A 17,187-nucleotide genomic window follows, 5' to 3' on the forward strand; every position below is an offset into this window, starting at 1 on the left:
CACTATTCCTGAGAAACGCCCATTTGGATTATATTCTCTTTATTAATGTATTCATTGAATAAGGTAGTAAAACGGGTTTGAATTCGACCATCCAACTCGCTGTGTTCACCTTGTAAATAAAAATCTCCGCGATTTAATGCTGGATCAGCCACTAACAATTCATGAAGACCAGGGATATTGCTTTCAGAAAATACTTCTTTAATCCATCGCACATCATCAGGGTGCATGCTTATAGACTTCTTGCCACTTAAAGAAGGTAACTCACCTTTTATTTTATTCAATAAATCATTTAGCTTATCTGGATTAACAGAAAGCTCAACAGCAACACAATGTTGGCTTAACCAGATGATGGTTTGAATGATTTCCTGCGTCAATTGCTCATCTAAAATTTGAACTGGTTTTTGGATTAACTCCAACCACTTGGACAGCTCTGCTTTAATTGTATTAATTTCTTGTTGTGCCTGTTGAAACCCATCTGCATAACCTTTTTGAAAAGCTTCCTGCTTCACTGCTTCCAATTCATTAATCAATTCTTCTTCATCAGACTGTGAAGGTTCAGTATCTTTGGAAGTCTGATACTTCCAAGTAGTAAATTCAATTTTTTTTACCTCTTTGCTATATGGCTCAAATTCATTTGACATAGTTATCTAACCTTATCTCGGGCTCAAATCATACCAAAAATCACCATTTGGGACAAATAAAATACAATTTTGGTGCGAACTATTGCTTAATGATTTTTACTATATCCATAAAATGTCTTAAACACATCCTAAGACGAGTAACTAGATTAATTCGTCCCCCCCCTTTGCTCCGAGGCTAATCTTGCCATCTTCAGCCAAATTCCTTGCTATGGCTAAAATATCTCGCTGAGCCCGCTCCACATCACTAACTCTTACAGGTCCTTGCACCTCAATATCATCTCTGAGGAGATCAGCAGCTCGCTTCGACATATTCGAATAGATTTTTTCTTTCGTTGTTTCAGTAGTACCCTTCAACGCTAGTTTTAATTGATCAGATGTAACCTCTCGCAATAAAGTTTGTACACTTCTATCATCCATGTCTTTGATATTTTCAAAAACAAACATCTTATCTCTTATTTTTTCGCTTAACTCCTCATCCCAATCCTTAATTCTCTCCAGTACTTCTTCTTCCATGGCGCCATCCAAAAAATTAATCACATCCGCTACGGTTTTAATTCCACCGACAGAAGATGATTTACCTGTGGTTTGACCGCTTAGCTGCTTTTCAATTACATGACCGAGCTCAGAAATTGCTTCAGGTTTAACTGTATCAATATTACACATTCGTAATAACACTTCCGCTCTTTTTTCTGCACTAAAGTAACTAACTACTTCAGCGGATTGCTCACTATCCAGATGAATTAATATAGTGGCTATGATTTGGGGATGTTCATTACGAATCACTTCGGCTATCAAACGTCCATCCAACCATTTCAATTTATTCAAACCACTGTCTTTGTTTGATACCAATATTCTATCAATAAACGGATTTGCTTTTTCTTCACCCAAAGCTTCTATGAGAACGGTTCTGAGATAATGCTCTGTATCTACAGTTAAGCTGGTTTGATCTTCAATTGCACTGATAAAGTCAATGAGAACATTCTGCATTTTCGCCTTGCTCACGCTATTCATCGTTGACATAGCCATACCAACTTTTTGTACTTGCCTGGGTTCTAAATGCTTTAATACTTCTGAAGCGTTTTTTTCACCCATACTTAACAATAAAATAGCTGCTCGCTCTATTCCGTCCATAATTACCCCCGATCAACCCATGATTTCACTACTTGTGCGACGCGTTTGGGTTCTTTATCAACCACTTGACGAAGTAAACTTAGCTGGGTTTCATAATCCTGAACATCCTTAAATGATATCTTCCCATCCAATGTAAAGTCGCCTGAATCCTGATTATTAGAAGCTTGGTCCATGTCTTTATTGCTTGCCAAAGTTTTTAACATAGGCCTTAATACACCAAATAGGATTGCCAAGATAAAAAGAGCCCCGCCAATCTGCTTAATCACAGACCAAAAACTGTCTTTTTGCCAAAAATGTTCTTCTGGAATTGCTTCTATAGGATCTGGCTTTACAAAACTACTGTTGATCACATTCAAGCTATCTCCTCTCTTGACATTTAATCCTATAGCATCAGAGACCAATAACTTTATCTGTTCAATTTCTTCTTTAGTTAGCGGTTTCTTCTCCAGTTTCTTGGTTTTATCATTCATTACAGGTCTATTATCTACCAATACCGCAACAGACAAGCGTTTTATTGTTCCCGGTTGATTTTTAGTATGACTTATTGTTTTATCCAATTCGAAATTTTTAGTGGTTTGCATGCGAACATCCTTTGCCTGCATTTGATCTGACGAGGTTTGCTGTGGCGAGTTATTTGGTGTAGATTTTTGTTGAGGATTATTTTTTTGCCCAAGAGAACCATTTGGTTGAGGAGTATTTGATAATGTCCCAGGAACCCCGCTTGCTTCATTTGACGCATTACGACTCTCTTGCATAGTTTGTTCACTGCGTAAAGCAGAGAGCTCTGGGTTGAACAACTCTTGAGTTTGCTCATAACTGGTAAAATCAATATCTGCAGATACTTTGGCCCTGACGCGGCCATATCCCAATATTGGCGTTAAGATATCCTGAATTTTTTGAGCGTATTGATGTTCCAGGTTTTGTCTGTAATCAAGAAAACGCTCAGTCTCCGAAAAGAGATTATATCCGCTACCTTCATTTAGCAATTGCCCGTCTTGATCAACTACTGTTACTCTTCCTGCGCTTAAATTCGGAATACTTGATGCTACTAAATTGACAATCGCTGCTATAGTATGTTTTTTTATTTCAAATCCTGAATAAACATCAATGAATACAGAAGCACTAGGCTCTTGTGAGTCTCTTACAAAAGCTGACTCTCTCGGAATTGCCAAGTGCACTCTAGCCGATTTAATATTATTAAATTTACTAATCGTACGCGCTAATTCGGCCTCAAGAGCTTGCTTATATCGGGCGTTTTCCATAAACTGGCTGGTATTAAAAACTCCACCGCCGCTACCCAAAAGATCATGACCAATAGCAGTATCGCGAGGCAACCCTTGTGCAGCTAATTTCAAACGCGCGCTTTGCAACTCATCAGCAGGCACCATCAACAATCCATTATTCTTGTCAATTTTAAAATCAATACCATTGCGCTCTAAAATAGTCAGAATCTCTGATGAGTCTTGCGCATTGATCTGACTATATAAAGGAACATAGCTTGGATCACGAGACCATAGAACCACTGCCACTCCTATTGCAATACTGGCTGCCAATCCAAACAACACTCCAATTTGGCGTGGTATAGATAAGCTTGCAAATTTTGTAGCTGCCACTGAAGCATTATCAGCCAATGCCATGATTTACTCCTGTAATTTTTATCCTTTTTTCAGAATACTTCACTCTGAGCTTTAAAACTCTATTGAGAACATTTGCAAACTCATTATGACATTAAAGAACCCCATAAACACCTGTTACTGAGTTTGATAATGTTTACCTGTTGAAAAAGTTCTACTACCCTAAACATTGCGCTAAACTGGCATATTCATAATATCCTGGTAAGCTTGTACCAATTTGTTTCTAACTCTTAATGTCGCCTCAAACCCTAAATTGGATTTTTGGCTTGCTATCATTACTTCTCCCAAGGACACATTAGGATCGCCCATTTCAAAGCGGGTCTTTAAACTATCTGCTGTTTGTGATAATTCACTGACTTGATTCAATGCCTGTTGAAAAACCGAACTGAAAGAAACGTGATTTAAACCAGAATCCAATTTTATGCCCTCAGCCTGGGCAGCCAGAGTCTTCATTTGATTCATTAAATTTACTGTATTAATATCGCTCATTTTCTTAGCCCCTGTTAAACCACGTATCCTTCCTCACGCATTTTTGCGAGTTTATAGCGCAAAGTTCTTTCGCTAACTCCCAATAACGCAGCAACTTTTTGTCTGTTTCCTTCATTTTCTAATAATGTTTTTTCTATTAACTCATATTCATGCATCTGTAAATTTTTACTCTTACTCTTTGTCTTCGCTTCCGAAGCGATGGCAGGTGAATTTGTTATCTGTAAATGCTCTTCTTCAATGATACCTTGAGTCTGTAACACCAGAGCCCTTTGTATAACATTGTCCAGCTCTCGTGCATTCCCTGGCCATGAATAGGACAACATTGCTTTTTGCGCATCTGGGCTGATGACTGGGACTATTGGTTGCTTATGCTGACAATGCTTACGGATTAAATAATTCGCTAATGGAATAATATCACTTGTTCTCTCTCTTAATGGGTGCCATTGCAGAGGAAAAACATTCAATCGATAGTAAAGATCTTCTCTAAAACGCCCTGCCTTAACTTCTTCCTTTAATTGCCTATTTGTCGTCGCAATAATGCGTACATCAAGATTTATTATTTTGTTTGAACCAATCCTTTCTACTTCTTTTTCCTGTAAAACTCTAAGTAATTTTGCCTGTAAACCTAAGGACATTTCACTCACTTCATCTAAAAGTAAAGTCCCGCCCTGGGCTTGCTCAAATTTTCCAGGGGTAGATTTGTATGCCCCCGTAAAAGCACCTTTTTCATAACCAAACAGGGTGGCTTCTAGCATTTGCTCAGGAATTGCAGCACAATTAATCGCAATAAAAGGTTGCTTGCTTCGATAAGAATGATCATGTATAAAATGTGCGAGCACTTCTTTTCCAGTACCACTTTCTCCACTAATCATAACACCCACATCAGATTGGGCAACTCTCAAAGCCATCGTCATTAAGGCCTGGCTTTTAGGATCCCGTGCAATCGGATCATTATCATCTTCACCTAAATCAGTTTTTATATACTGCTTTATTTTTTCAATTAAGACTTGTGCACTGAAGGGCTTTTGCAAATAATCAACAGCGCCATTGCGAATCGCGGTAACAGCATCTTCTACAGAGCCATAAGCTGTCATTAGAATAACCGGCAATCCTGGCCTCTTTTTTTGTATTTCATTTAATAACTGATTTCCATCTAATTTATCCATTCTTATGTCGGTGAGTACGACACTTGGATTATGTAATTCAAGAAGTGCTAACGCCTCTTTACCGTCTTTAGCAGTGATATAGGTATGGCCTGAGATAGTCATAGTCTCAGCCAACGCTTCTCTTAATACTGAATCATCTTCAACTATTAAAACATGGCTCATAGAAAATCCTTTGTTTGATAAAGTTATCCTACGTTTCTGTTCAGGCAAGGTAAATAAATAGTTACCTGTGTTCCTATCCCTTCAGCCGACTCAAGAGTCACTCGACCACCATGCGCTTTTACTACAGCAAAAACTACTGCTAATCCAAGACCGGTACCTTGTGCCTTTGTTGTATAGAATGGCGAAAATGCTTGTGTCCTGACTTCTTCAGACATTCCGTTTCCATTATCCTCTACTGATATTTGTATACCTGAATCATCCATAGATGCAAGTGTTAAATCAATTTGGGATGCTTCAGACTGTAGCGCGTTGATTATCAGATTCAAAATTGCTCCAATTAAAGACTCTCCATGTATTGAGGATTCACGAGCAATAAGATGGTTATTTACGTGTAATACAGCTGCATAAGACTCGATATATGGCTGAGCTCTTTGCATTAATTGAGAGCACCAAAACTCCATATCCACATATTTTGGTTCTATAGAAGTTCCCCTGGCAAATAATAATAAATCCTGAATTTGTTGTTCTATACTGGCATGGCACTCTTGCAATCTGTGAATCCAGTTTTTAATGCGATGATCCAAATTCGGGAGATTATTTAAATGCTCAGTATACAATATAGCAGAAGATAAAGGGGTTCTAATCTGATGAGCTAATTGTGCAGTCATTGTCCCAATAGAAACCAATCGTTTTTCATTTTCTTTGGCTTCTTCATAATCTCTGCTTGCAGTAATATCAGACAAAGTAATCAATATACCGGGTAAACTCTCTAAAGAAGAAATGGCTACGTGCACACGCCTTCCATCAGCTAGAGACACCTCATGCCCATCATCAGCTCTTGGAACAAATGCTTTTTGAATCACATCTAACCATAATGAACCAATTAATCCATAACCAAGCATCGCTTCAGCTGAAGGATTTAACCACACCACTTTGCCTTGAGCATTCAAAATTACCAAGGCGGTAGGCAAACTGGATAGAATATCCCATTCAGATAATTCTATCTGAGGTTTGACTGCACAAGTTTGATAATTTGAATAATGCATGTCATTCATTTTAATTATTATTATAAAATGTCTCTAGCAAAGTTCAGGCCAAGATTAAAATATATTTAAAATCAATCAATTAACTAATTGATAACCAGATTTTTTTGAACATATTTAAAACTATAAACAATTTGTAATTTTTAAATCATTGTAAATGGGGTCAGGGAGATTTTAAAGAATCATCCATGCTTCCTACAGTCAGAATTTTGACATATTCTTTATACTTCACTGGATATCAATGTCAATTAAACTTGTTCTTCGGGATAAATTGGGTAGCAAACCTAAACTGATTTAAATAGTGAATAAATCAAACTTTCTTTTTCACATCTTTGTCTAATTGGCGCAGAAAAGCGAGTTTTTCTGCAATTTTAGTTTCCAAACCTCTTTGTACTGGATTATACCAATTAATCTCTGGCATTCCTTCAGGTAAATAACATTCACCAGCAGCATAGCCATGTGGTTCATCATGCGCATATCGATATTCATGACCATAACCCAGTTTTTTCATCAATTGAGTAGGAGCATTTCTCAAGTAAATTGGTACTTCTCTGGACTTGTCTCTTTTTACAAATTCCATAGCTTGATTAAATGCCACATATCCTGCATTACTCTTGGCCGCAACAGACAAATAAATTACAGCTTGTGCTAAAGCAAGTTCCCCCTCGGGTGAGCCAAGCCTCTCATAAGTTGCAGCAGCATCATTAGCAATTTGAATTGCTTTTGGATCTGCTAAGCCAATGTCTTCCCATGACATTCTAATAATACGTCGGGCTAAATAATATGGATCCACCCCACCATCCAGCATTCGACATAACCAATATAATGCCGCATCAGGATTAGAACCTCGTACCGACTTATGTAAAGCAGAAATCTGATCGTAAAATGCTTCTCCACCTTTATCAAAACGTCGACCACTTTGTACTATCACATTATGCAAAAGCTCTACATCAACAGCTACTGTTTTAATTGTTAGGCAGGCTGCTTTTGTTTGCTCAAGTAAATTGAGTAATCGCCTGGCATCTCCATCAGCACAAGAAATTAAAAAATCAATGGCTTCCTCTGTAAATTGCAGAGAAGATAAAGCTCTTTGGTGAGCTCTAAGGAATAAGAGTTTTAACTCCTGTTCTGATAAAGGTTTTAAAACATAAACTTGTGCCCGTGATAATAACGCTGAATTAACTTCAAAAGACGGGTTTTCTGTAGTTGCCCCAATGAAAGTAATTAAGCCTGATTCTGTATAAGGTAATAGGGCATCTTGCTGGGCTTTATTGAATCTATGAATTTCATCAATAAACAAGATAGTCCGTTTATCATGAATTAAATATTCCTGCGCTTTCTCAATCGAAGCTCGAATATCCTTAACTCCCGAAAATACAGCTGATAATGCTATCCATTCACAATCAAAAGCCTGTGCAGTTAATCTTGCTATAGTAGTCTTGCCGACTCCAGGTGGTCCCCATAAGATCATAGAATGCAATTTGGAGCCCATAAAACAAAGTCTTAAGGGTTTACCCTCTCCAAGCAAATGACTTTGACCGATGACCTCATCGATATGCTGAGGCCTTAAACTTTCGGCCAATGGTGGATCAGGTTCTTTATTAAATAGGCTCATAAATCAACATTGAAATTATTGTTTTACCACATCTACACCTTTAGGAGGCTTGAATTGGAACAATTTGCCAGACAATTTGGGATTTGACTTAATTTGCACTAATTTAACATTAGTAATTTGACCTAACTGATCATATAACTCCAGACCAATCAAAGTGCTTTGACTGAAAATTAACTTAATCCTTTGAAAATTTTCTTTTGCGGATTTGGATTTCAAATCAAAAATAGTCAATTTTCCTTTTTGCTTTTCACTCACATCGAAATCATGAGTCAGGGTTTCATCATAACCACTCAAAAACAACGCAGCAGTACCTCCTAACCCTTTTTCCTGATTTTTCACTGTAACTTGCTCAAGGTCCACATCATAAATCCACATTTTTTGACCATCTGCGACAATTAACTGTTCCAGTGGATCTTTTGTTTCCCAGCGAAATCGCCCTGGACGTTGTAGTGCCATGGAGCCTGAAGAACGTGATACCTCACGATTCTTTGCTTTTACAATTTGACTAAAATTTGCGGTCATAGTTTGTATAGCATTTAATTTACTCTGCAGTACTTCAGCAGAGGTTTGGCTAAACACACCATTCGAAAAAGCGAGCAATAAAATGAGAAACAATTTATTCATATTCAGTCCTCAGTCACTGATGTTACTAATACGTCACGATAACCACCATCCAATGGACCTACTATTCCTGTCCTCTCCATTTCCTCTATCATTCTGGCAGCACGATTATAACCGATTTTTAATCTTCTCTGCACAGCAGAAATACTAGCCTTACGTGTCTGAATTACAAATTCTACCGCCTGATCATAAAGAGGATCATCGTCTTCTACGGATTGCCCTCCACTGTCCTCATCGAAAGCGCCGTCCACACTTTCATTTCCCATTTTAAGAATATCATCAATATAATCAGGCTCTCCCCTTGACCGCCAGTCATCAGCGATACGATGAACCTCCTTATCATCGACAAAAGCACCATGCACACGTAAAGGAGCCCCACTCCCAGGCGCCAGATATAACATATCACCATGACCGAGCAATTGTTCAGCTCCCTGCTGGTCAAGTATAGTGCGTGAATCAATTTTTGAAGATACCTGGAATGATATTCTTGTTGGAATATTTGATTTAATTAATCCAGTCAATACATCCACCGAAGGTCTTTGTGTCGCAAGAACCATATGGATTCCTGCCGCTCTTGCCTTTTGTGCAATACGAGCAATCAATTGCTCCACTTTCTTGCCAACAACCATCATCATGTCAGCAAGCTCATCAATTACAACGACTACATAAGGTAATGCCTGCAACTCTGGTGCTGTTTCATCCATAGAATCAACAGGTTTCCATAATGGATTTAACAATGGTTGGCCGCTAGCCGCCGCTTCCGTAATTTTAGTGTTATACCCTGCCAAATTCCTAACACCCAACGCGGCCATTAACCTGTAACGCCTTTCCATTTCTTCAACACACCAACGAAGCGCACTCGCTGCCTCCTTCATGTCAGTAACAACAGGAGTAAGTAAATGTGGAATCCCATCATAAACTGACAATTCCAGCATTTTTGGATCGACCATAATTAAACGGACTTGTTCTGGACTTGCTTTAAAAAGAATACTTAAAATCATGGCATTAATGCCAACTGATTTACCAGAACCAGTTGTTCCTGCAACTAGTAGATGAGGCATTTTTGCCAAATCAACCACCATAGGATGCCCCCCAATATCAACTCCCAAGGCTAAAGATAAGGGAGAGTGGGCTTGTTGATATACGTCAGCAGATAAAACATCAGATAACCTGACCACTTGACGTGAATGATTGGGTAATTCAAGGCCCACTACTGTTTTACCGGGAATAACCTCTACAACTCGAACAGAAATAACTGATAATGAACGAGCCAAATCCTTTGCCAAAGCAGTCAGTTTGCTCACTTTGACCCCTGCTGCTAATTGCAATTCAAATCGGGTTACCACTGGCCCTGGATGAACGGCTACAACATCCGCTTGAATACCGAAATCAAGTAAGTGTTGTTCTACATCCCTTGAAAGACTTTCCAATTCCTCATGTGTATAACCTCCCATCGGCTTCCCTGGTTGACCTTTATCTAATAACGTTAGACTGGGAAGAGTTCCAGGGGTTATTGTTTTAGGAGGACGAATTTCCTTGAATTCATTGATAGATTTGATAATTTCAGGTTTTTCTTCACTTGCAATTAAAATGGGTGTTGACTTTTGATGCTCTTTATCTTTCTTGTCCTGGAATAATTTAGGAACAGTCTTCTTTTTTTCATTTTCAGGTTTGGGGAGTTGTTCAGTTTTGAGCAATGGTTTTTCTAACTGCTCTTTGTTAAGATTTTCAGTAGCAAACTGCGTTCCTTTTCTGATGAATTTATCCAAAAATGTGAAAAGATTTATTGTATAATATCCAATTAACTCAATTGCCTTTATCCAGGATAATCCGGTCAGCCAGGTTGTTCCCACAAGAAACATTGCTAATAAAAGTAAAGTAGCTCCTTCTAAGTTAAGCATTTGGTACCAACCATTTCCAACTGTTTGTCCGATAATACCTCCTGAGCTGTGAATGGCATCTACTGATTCAAAGCGGTGATTTATACTCAATAAACCACAGCCGCCAGAAACCATGAGGATAAAACCAACAGTTCTTAGTAACAGAACCATTTTGTCCAGTGCTTTAAAAGAGCGAAAATCTTTCAAGATGGCCCAAGCAATGTAAACAAACGCTATTGGTAATAAAAAAGCAAAATATCCAAATGCAAAATAAAGCGCATCCGCAATATACGCACCGACTTGTCCTCCAGAGTTTGAAACAGACATGCCAGAACGGGAGGCATGAGACCAACCTGGATCATTGGTTGAATAAGTAAATAAAGACAAGAGAACAAAAAGAGCTCCTGTCAAAATCAATATAAAACTCCCTTCACACAAGCGTTTTATTATAAAGCTTGGCATGGATTTTTTAGGGATTCCAGCCTGTTTTCCCAAATGTTGTTTTGCCATAGGTATTTTAATGTTTTTATTTTTGTCATAATATTTGCCATCTTAACACAAAAAATAAGGAAGGCGGAGACAATGAGCATAAGCAATCACCATCGCTTAATCATACTCGGTTCAGGCCCTGCAGGTTACACTGCTGCAGTCTATGCCGCAAGAGCCAATCTGAATCCCGTTTTAATCACCGGAATGCAGCCTGGTGGACAATTAACAACCACGACTGATGTAGACAACTGGCCCGGAGATATTGAAGGATTACAAGGCCCCGCTCTAATGGAGCGTATGCAAAAGCACGCGGAACGCTTTGATACTCAGGTCATATTCGATCATATTGTCAAAGCTAATTTAGCGCAAGCTCCCTTTACACTTCAGGGGGATAGTACTACTTACACCTGCGATGCGTTGATTATTGCGACAGGCGCCTCTGCTCGTTATTTAGGGTTACCCTCAGAAACTGCCTACCAGGGACGAGGTGTCTCAGCATGTGCTACCTGCGATGGATTTTTTTATCGCAATAAAACTGTTTGCGTTATTGGAGGGGGTAATACCGCCGTTGAAGAGGCACTTTATTTATCAAATTTGGCATCTTCAGTTACTCTGATTCACAGAAGAGACAGTTTACGGGCAGAAAAAATTCTGCAGGATAAACTCTTTGAGAAAGCACACTCAGGTAACATCAAGATAATATGGAACTCAACCCTTGATGAAGTGGTTGGTGATGGAAAAAAAGTCACCGGAGCCATAATTCGTAACCTTAAAACGGATGAAAGAACTCAACTGGCAATGGATGGTATTTTTATAGCCATCGGACACACACCAAATACTGCAATATTTCAAGATCAACTGGCTATGAAAGACGGTTACATCTTGATTAAATCAGGACTTGATGGAATGGCAACAAGCACTTCTGTTCCTGGAGTATTTGCTTGTGGTGACGTTGCTGATCATGTTTATAGACAAGCCATTACATCGGCAGGGTTTGGGTGCATGGCAGCCCTGGATGCTGAAAAATACCTGGATTCAATATAAAATTGGCTTACGATAGCAACTACACTTTCCCTGATCCGGAAACTAGTGATAAACAGGGTTTATTAGCAATTGGGGGGGGCTTGACCGCTCAGCGAGTTTTGCAAGCCTACTCTCAAGGAATTTTCCCTTGGTATGAACCCGGTAACCCTGTTCTTTGGTGGTCACCTAATCCACGCCTGATCTTAATACCTGACGAATTTAAAATTTCCAGAAGTTTAAAAAAAACTCTAAAAAAACCTTTTAAAATGACTATTGATACTGCTTTTCAACGAGTCATTTCATACTGTGCAACTTGTTCAGACAGAACTGATAAAACCTGGATCACTAATGAAATGATTGAGACATATACCCAATTGCATGAAATGGGATATGCGCATTCCTTCGAAATATGGGATGGCTCCAAGCTTGTTGGCGGGCTCTATGGAATCAGCCTTGGGCATGCTTTTTTTGGTGAATCCATGTTCCATACGATTACAGATGCCTCTAAAATTGCCTTACACTTTTTATGTAGTATTATGCAATCATGGAATTTTGATTTTATTGATTGCCAGTTACCAACCTTACATTTAATGAGCCTTGGCGCAAAAATAATAAGTCGAAAAGAATTTCTTCATATGTTACAGGAAACTTTAAAATACCCTGACAAAAAAGGAAATTGGTCTATTAATTAAATTTTTTTATCGATACCCCTTTATCATTTGAAAACAAAACAGAGTGAGAATAAGCATGAAGCAACATTCGCAAGGTTTTTTAAAACTGGTAGCAGAAGCTAAAACACGTATAAATGAAATAAGTCCTCAAATTTTAAAGAGTAAAATCGATAACAATGAAAAGTTAACTATAATAGATGTTCGTGAAGCAGAAGAGTGGGAAACGGGTAAAATCCCGAATGCAATTCATTTAAGTAAAGGGATTATTGAGCGTGACATTGAAAAAATTATCACAGACAGTCAAAGCAGTATTGTAGTTTATTGCAGCGGGGGGTATCGCTGTGCTTTGGTAGCCGATAATTTACAAAAAATGGGATATACTAATGTATCTTCTCTGGAGACTGGATTACAAGGATGGCTAGAGGCAGGATACAGCCTGGTAAAATAATTGAATATCTCTCAATAATGAGCCTTAGGCTATATCTTTAAAAATGTAATTGCAAGACTGGATTGCCATTTTCCGCAATTTAGTGCACTATTTCACTTTTAAAAATTTGATACATCATTTGAGAGACATATGGCAAAAGAAGATCACATTGAAATGGCTGGTACTGTCATAGATACACTACCCAACACCATGTTTCGCGTTGAGTTGGAAAATGGACATATCGTTACGGCTCATATTTCAGGTCGGATGAGAAAAAATTACATTAGAATTCTGACTGGAGATAAGGTTAAGGTGGAACTAACTCCTTACGATCTTTCTAAAGGTCGTATCATTTTTCGCGATAAAGGCTAAATACGTTTCGTTCAATTTCTATAGCTGTTCTCTGTTTTCATTAAAGAAAATCTGCTGGAATTTAGAAAAAGCTGGCTGCAAGCAGCCAGGGTAAGTTTTTAGTTATATCGCTAAAAATCTGCCTGGAACCTATCACCAAGATTACAGAACAAGCGATTAACCTCTATGGTTTAGCATTTTATTTCCCGGCAACCATCATATTTTCTATTAAAATAGAGCCGCAGCGCATGGAAATATTGGGATTAATATCACCACCTACTGCCAATATCATCCGGTACATTTCTTTAAGATTTCCTGCAATAGTAATTTGATCAACCGGATATTGTATGACCCCATCTTCAACCCAGTATCCGCTTGCTCCACGTGAATAATCTCCTGTAATACCATTCACCCCCTGCCCCATTAATTCTGTAACCAGCAAACCTTTCTGCATCATTTTCAAAAGGTCGGCAAGATCCCCGCAAGTAGGATCAATGGTTAAATTATGAACGCCATCACTGTTTGCTGTTGTCTTTAAACCCATTTTTCGCGCCGAATAACTGCCAAGAACATATTGAAGCAAACGTCCCTTTTCAACTAATACATTGGGCCTCGTAGGCACCCCTTCTCCATCAAAAGGGGCGCTCCCCAAAGCACTTTTTAAATGTGGCTGCTCGTAAATATGAACAAACTCAGGAAACAATTGTTGTCCAATGGAATCAATTAAAAAGGAATTCTTTCTATATAAATTCGAACCACTGATAGCGCTCACAAAGCTACCCAATAATCCACTGGAAACTCTTGAAGAAAAAATAACTGGAGTCATTTGTGTTTTAATTTGTTTTGATCCCAGACGACTTAATGCCCTTTCAACAGCTTTAGCTGCTATCAAATCGGTTGAGACTAAATTCTCTGCATTTCTGGCAGTCGTATAGTCATAGTCTCTTTGCATTTCATCACCTTCTTTGGCAATTACCGAGCAGCTTATACTATGTCGAGTACTATGAATAAACCCTTCTCCACCATGTGTATTGGCATAACCGTGATGTGATTCATAGGAAGAAACATTAACACCATCTGAATTGGTAATCCGTTTATCTAAAGATAAGGCATGTGATTCGCATTTTAATGCCAAATCTATAGCTTGTTGCGGGGTAATATCCCAAGAATGATACAAATCAAGATCTGGATAATTCTTTGTCATTAATTCTTTATCAGCTAGTCCAAAGCAAGGATCTTCAGCACTAACCTTCGCTATCTCACAAGCAGCCTTAACCAAAGATTGTAATGCTTCAGGAGATGTATCTGTACTACTTGCTCCTCCTTTGCGTTGACCTATGTATACGGTTAAGCCAACCCCTTTATCTTCGCTAAAAGCGACTGTCTCCACTTCCCCCATTCGTACATCGACTGAAAAACCTCGATCATAATTTACAGCTACTGCTGCATCGGTAGCGCCTTCTTTTTTGGCAAGTTCTAAAACATCTTTTATCACTCGACTTAAATCTGTTGTTGACTTATATACTTCACTATTGTTATTTTGCGGTTTAATTTGCATATGAGATTCCGTGGTGTTGAATGATGTACATAAGGATACAATAACATGTCTTCGCAAACCAATGTTTATCCTGCAAACAGATTGAATTTATGGTACTTGCTTATTTTAGCAATTGCCATTGTAATTCCTTTTACTTCCTGTTCTGCCAGTCATTGGCAAGAACTTACTCCAGGTATTGAATATCAAGATCTCGAAGGTGGCTTGTTAAATCCGTGGTCTCACATTCATGTATTTCGTATCGATCTTAATAAAAATCAGATAGCACTAGTGACAGCCAAAAACCTTGCTCAAAAAAATGCATCCGTTGATCAATTTGCCGAACACAGCAAAGCTTTACTCAGTATAAATGGCGGTTTTTTTGATCATGAATTCAATCCTCTAGGGCTTAGGATTAACAACAAAAAACAGGAAAATCCCTTAAAACGCATTAGCTGGTGGGGCATTTTTTATGTTAAGGATAATAAGCCTCGTATTACTAACATACGCAATTTTCATTATGACAGTAACATTGATTTTGCTATTCAAAGCGGACCCAGATTATTAATCAGGGGAAACATTCCTTCTCTTAAAGCCGGGGTTGCTGACAGAACAGCTTTAGGGATCACCGACGAAGGCAAAGTGATTATATTAGTTACAACAAATGCCGCCATGTCAACCAGACAATTAGCTCAAATTATGAGAGCTCCTCCATTATCCTGTAGTGACGCAATCAATTTGGATGGCGGAAGCTCAAGTCAATTATATGCCAAGATTGATAGCTTCCAACTCAATGTACATGGTTTCTCTAATGTCAGTGATGCGATCATAGTTAAGAAAATTTAGTATCATCTAAGGCAAGCCACTTATAATTGATTGGATTCAAACTCCTTATAGAATTTAATTCATGCAACCCAAGCAACCTGAAGAAGCCCCTTTTCAAATTCAGCCTTCATTTTTGCCAGATCCATAATCCCGAATTCTCTATATCATTCGTAGACATAAATCACAATCAAGTCATGATTTTTTAATGATATAATATAAATTATTGGAATAAAAAATATTTATAAATTACTCTATTCAACAGGTAATTTGATGAAATTAAAAAAAATCAGAACAATCATCTACAATTATGGTGAGGAGGAAATCCTTAAGCATATCTTGTATGAATCTAAAGAACCCATCTTAATTAAAATACCTGATTTTACCAACCAATTTTCACTGGATTATTTTGAACAGCTCACCCAGGCCAAAACCACTTATTGTACCTTTGAAAACAAGCGATGTGTTGATTTTCAGGCCGGTAATTTTGCTGAAGTCATCAAGCAAATAAAAAACAACAAACCAATTCGTATTTTTGGACAAATTTTGTCTAGGGAACGCTCTAGGGAGATAGAAAAGCATGTGCCACTTTGGCAAAAAATTCCTTTTAGACCAAGGTATTTTAGAGAAACAAAAAAAGTGGCTTATTTTTTTGGAGGCCAAGGGGCTATTTCAGAAATGCATTTTGACCGAGAACATTGTTGCAATCTTCATTTATGTTTGAGCGGGAAGAAACAAGTCTTGCTGTTTACCAGAAAACAAAGTGATAACCTTTACAAACTCCCCTTTATCGGGGATTCTTTGATTGACTTCACTCTGCCCCTGGATGTTTTAATTCAACAATACCCCAGACTGAAGCAGGCTGAAGGATATCAAGTTCTACTTGAGAAAGGCGATATGTTGTTCATGCCTAGAAATTGTTGGCATTACACAGAATATCTTGATGCGTCATCCGCCGCTACGTATGTTTTTTATCCTAAAAAATTTTTCCAATATTACGGATATTTTACTGGCAATTTTTTTTTGGGATATAAAGAAGAATCCGGTTTTAAAATTTATAAGTGGCCTTTTTTTGAGAAATTTAGCCGTCGTTATGCATTATCAACAGGAATCTATAAAATTGCGTTTAAAATAGTAGAAAAAATTTTATTTCTATTCATGCTGCCTATAATTGGCTTATTAAATATTATTTCTCATAAATTTAACCCTCGCAGAGTGTTTTAACCCACAACTTATCCACAGAATAATCCCAGATTATCCTATTGACCAAAGCAAAAAAACACATTATCTTGTTATAAAAACCCCTAAAACACCCTATATATTGGGTTTTTTGCTATAATTATGGTAACAGTAAATAAAAGCTTCTCTTGACTGTCGTAAAAACAGGAGCAAATCATAGTTTCAACGAAACCAGGATCGCCTTAAACAAGTTCGTAAAACATGTTGGATTTACTGAAACAATGAATTGCCAAAATATATTTCGTGGAG

The 17,187-nt window shown here is 38.0% G+C and carries 16 protein-coding genes; 6 read left to right on the forward strand and 10 right to left on the reverse strand.

From position 1 onward, the window contains the following. Nucleotides 1-2 precede the first annotated feature (2 nt). The 9 genes from OQJ02_RS08275 to OQJ02_RS08315 all read right to left on the reverse strand — a co-directional run bounded on the left by OQJ02_RS08275 (nucleotide 3) and on the right by OQJ02_RS08315 (nucleotide 10,892). Nucleotides 3-641, reverse strand: coding sequence for a flagellar assembly protein FliH (locus OQJ02_RS08275; protein WP_265718727.1), 639 nt, complete (start codon nucleotides 639-641; stop codon nucleotides 3-5). A gap of 141 nt (nucleotides 642-782) precedes the next feature. Next, the gene (gene fliG, locus OQJ02_RS08280) at nucleotides 783-1,772 is read right to left on the reverse strand and encodes a flagellar motor switch protein FliG (protein ID WP_027227871.1); all 990 of its coding nucleotides are present in this window, start codon (nucleotides 1,770-1,772) and stop codon (nucleotides 783-785) included. Nucleotides 1,773-1,774: 2 nt separating this feature from the next. Further along, the gene (gene fliF / locus OQJ02_RS08285) at nucleotides 1,775-3,409 is read right to left on the reverse strand and encodes a flagellar basal-body MS-ring/collar protein FliF (protein ID WP_265718728.1); all 1,635 of its coding nucleotides are present in this window, start codon (nucleotides 3,407-3,409) and stop codon (nucleotides 1,775-1,777) included. A gap of 171 nt (nucleotides 3,410-3,580) precedes the next feature. Continuing rightward, on the reverse strand, nucleotides 3,581-3,895 hold the full coding sequence (gene fliE, locus OQJ02_RS08290) for a flagellar hook-basal body complex protein FliE (RefSeq protein ID WP_265718729.1): 315 nt from the start codon (nucleotides 3,893-3,895) through the stop codon (nucleotides 3,581-3,583). 14 nt (nucleotides 3,896-3,909) lie between these two features. Then, complete coding sequence (fleR, locus tag OQJ02_RS08295) at nucleotides 3,910-5,223, reverse strand: sigma-54-dependent response regulator transcription factor FleR (protein WP_265718730.1); 1,314 nt, start codon at nucleotides 5,221-5,223, stop codon at nucleotides 3,910-3,912. Nucleotides 5,224-5,246: 23 nt separating this feature from the next. Next, entirely contained in the window at nucleotides 5,247-6,278 is a 1,032-nt protein-coding gene (locus tag OQJ02_RS08300; RefSeq protein WP_265718731.1) for a sensor histidine kinase, read from the reverse strand. A 298-nt stretch (nucleotides 6,279-6,576) separates the two neighbouring features. Next, nucleotides 6,577-7,881: a replication-associated recombination protein A gene (locus tag OQJ02_RS08305; RefSeq protein ID WP_265718732.1), complete on the reverse strand. Its 1,305-nt coding sequence runs from the start codon at nucleotides 7,879-7,881 to the stop codon at nucleotides 6,577-6,579. 15 nt (nucleotides 7,882-7,896) lie between these two features. Further along, complete coding sequence (gene lolA, locus OQJ02_RS08310) at nucleotides 7,897-8,505, reverse strand: outer membrane lipoprotein chaperone LolA (RefSeq protein WP_265718733.1); 609 nt, start codon at nucleotides 8,503-8,505, stop codon at nucleotides 7,897-7,899. A gap of 2 nt (nucleotides 8,506-8,507) precedes the next feature. Next, the gene (locus OQJ02_RS08315) at nucleotides 8,508-10,892 is read right to left on the reverse strand and encodes a DNA translocase FtsK (RefSeq protein WP_265718734.1); all 2,385 of its coding nucleotides are present in this window, start codon (nucleotides 10,890-10,892) and stop codon (nucleotides 8,508-8,510) included. Between the two features lie 72 nt (nucleotides 10,893-10,964). Here OQJ02_RS08315 and trxB point away from each other — a divergent pair, with 72 nt between their 5' ends. From trxB to infA, 4 genes are all read left to right on the forward strand, one after another. Further along, the gene (gene trxB, locus OQJ02_RS08320) at nucleotides 10,965-11,915 is read left to right on the forward strand and encodes a thioredoxin-disulfide reductase (protein ID WP_265718735.1); all 951 of its coding nucleotides are present in this window, start codon (nucleotides 10,965-10,967) and stop codon (nucleotides 11,913-11,915) included. Between the two features lie 2 nt (nucleotides 11,916-11,917). Then, nucleotides 11,918-12,586 (forward strand): leucyl/phenylalanyl-tRNA--protein transferase, encoded by a 669-nt coding sequence (aat, locus tag OQJ02_RS08325; RefSeq protein WP_265718736.1) that lies wholly within the window; start codon nucleotides 11,918-11,920, stop codon nucleotides 12,584-12,586. A 55-nt stretch (nucleotides 12,587-12,641) separates the two neighbouring features. Beyond that, a complete protein-coding gene (locus OQJ02_RS08330; protein WP_265718737.1) occupies nucleotides 12,642-13,013 on the forward strand; it encodes a rhodanese-like domain-containing protein in 372 nt (123 codons plus the stop codon). Nucleotides 13,014-13,142: 129 nt separating this feature from the next. After that, nucleotides 13,143-13,364, forward strand: a complete 222-nt coding sequence (gene infA, locus OQJ02_RS08335; RefSeq protein WP_010947496.1) for a translation initiation factor IF-1 — start codon at nucleotides 13,143-13,145, stop codon at nucleotides 13,362-13,364. Nucleotides 13,365-13,542: 178 nt separating this feature from the next. Here the strand turns inward: infA and pmbA are convergent, their stop codons facing one another. Further along, a complete protein-coding gene (pmbA, locus tag OQJ02_RS08340) occupies nucleotides 13,543-14,901 on the reverse strand; it encodes a metalloprotease PmbA (protein ID WP_265718738.1) in 1,359 nt (452 codons plus the stop codon). A gap of 45 nt (nucleotides 14,902-14,946) precedes the next feature. Between pmbA and OQJ02_RS08345 the strand changes: the two genes are divergently transcribed. Continuing rightward, nucleotides 14,947-15,723 carry a phosphodiester glycosidase family protein gene (locus OQJ02_RS08345; RefSeq protein ID WP_265718739.1) on the forward strand — a complete coding sequence of 259 codons (777 nt, stop codon included), beginning with the start codon at nucleotides 14,947-14,949 and terminating at the stop codon, nucleotides 15,721-15,723. A gap of 249 nt (nucleotides 15,724-15,972) precedes the next feature. Then, nucleotides 15,973-16,923, forward strand: coding sequence for a cupin-like domain-containing protein (locus OQJ02_RS08350; protein ID WP_265718740.1), 951 nt, complete (start codon nucleotides 15,973-15,975; stop codon nucleotides 16,921-16,923). The last annotated feature ends 264 nt before the right edge of the window (nucleotides 16,924-17,187 follow it).

The organism is Legionella sp. PATHC032 (assembly GCF_026191185.1).
Lineage (GTDB): Bacteria > Pseudomonadota > Gammaproteobacteria > Legionellales > Legionellaceae > Legionella.

Coding starts and splice junctions, on each gene's coding strand:
- OQJ02_RS08275 (WP_265718727.1), bottom strand. CDS start 641: ATGTCAAATGAATTTGAGCCATATAGCAAAGAGGTAAAAAAAATTGAA.
- fliG (WP_027227871.1), bottom strand. CDS start 1,772: ATGGACGGAATAGAGCGAGCAGCTATTTTATTGTTAAGTATGGGTGAA.
- fliF (WP_265718728.1), bottom strand. CDS start 3,409: ATGGCATTGGCTGATAATGCTTCAGTGGCAGCTACAAAATTTGCAAGC.
- fliE (WP_265718729.1), bottom strand. CDS start 3,895: ATGAGCGATATTAATACAGTAAATTTAATGAATCAAATGAAGACTCTG.
- fleR (WP_265718730.1), bottom strand. CDS start 5,223: ATGAGCCATGTTTTAATAGTTGAAGATGATTCAGTATTAAGAGAAGCG.
- OQJ02_RS08300 (WP_265718731.1), bottom strand. CDS start 6,278: ATGAATGACATGCATTATTCAAATTATCAAACTTGTGCAGTCAAACCT.
- OQJ02_RS08305 (WP_265718732.1), bottom strand. CDS start 7,881: ATGAGCCTATTTAATAAAGAACCTGATCCACCATTGGCCGAAAGTTTA.
- lolA (WP_265718733.1), bottom strand. CDS start 8,505: ATGAATAAATTGTTTCTCATTTTATTGCTCGCTTTTTCGAATGGTGTG.
- OQJ02_RS08315 (WP_265718734.1), bottom strand. CDS start 10,892: ATGGCAAAACAACATTTGGGAAAACAGGCTGGAATCCCTAAAAAATCC.
- trxB (WP_265718735.1), top strand. CDS start 10,965: ATGAGCATAAGCAATCACCATCGCTTAATCATACTCGGTTCAGGCCCT.
- OQJ02_RS08330 (WP_265718737.1), top strand. CDS start 12,642: ATGAAGCAACATTCGCAAGGTTTTTTAAAACTGGTAGCAGAAGCTAAA.
- infA (WP_010947496.1), top strand. CDS start 13,143: ATGGCAAAAGAAGATCACATTGAAATGGCTGGTACTGTCATAGATACA.
- pmbA (WP_265718738.1), bottom strand. CDS start 14,901: ATGCAAATTAAACCGCAAAATAACAATAGTGAAGTATATAAGTCAACA.
- OQJ02_RS08345 (WP_265718739.1), top strand. CDS start 14,947: ATGTCTTCGCAAACCAATGTTTATCCTGCAAACAGATTGAATTTATGG.
- OQJ02_RS08350 (WP_265718740.1), top strand. CDS start 15,973: ATGAAATTAAAAAAAATCAGAACAATCATCTACAATTATGGTGAGGAG.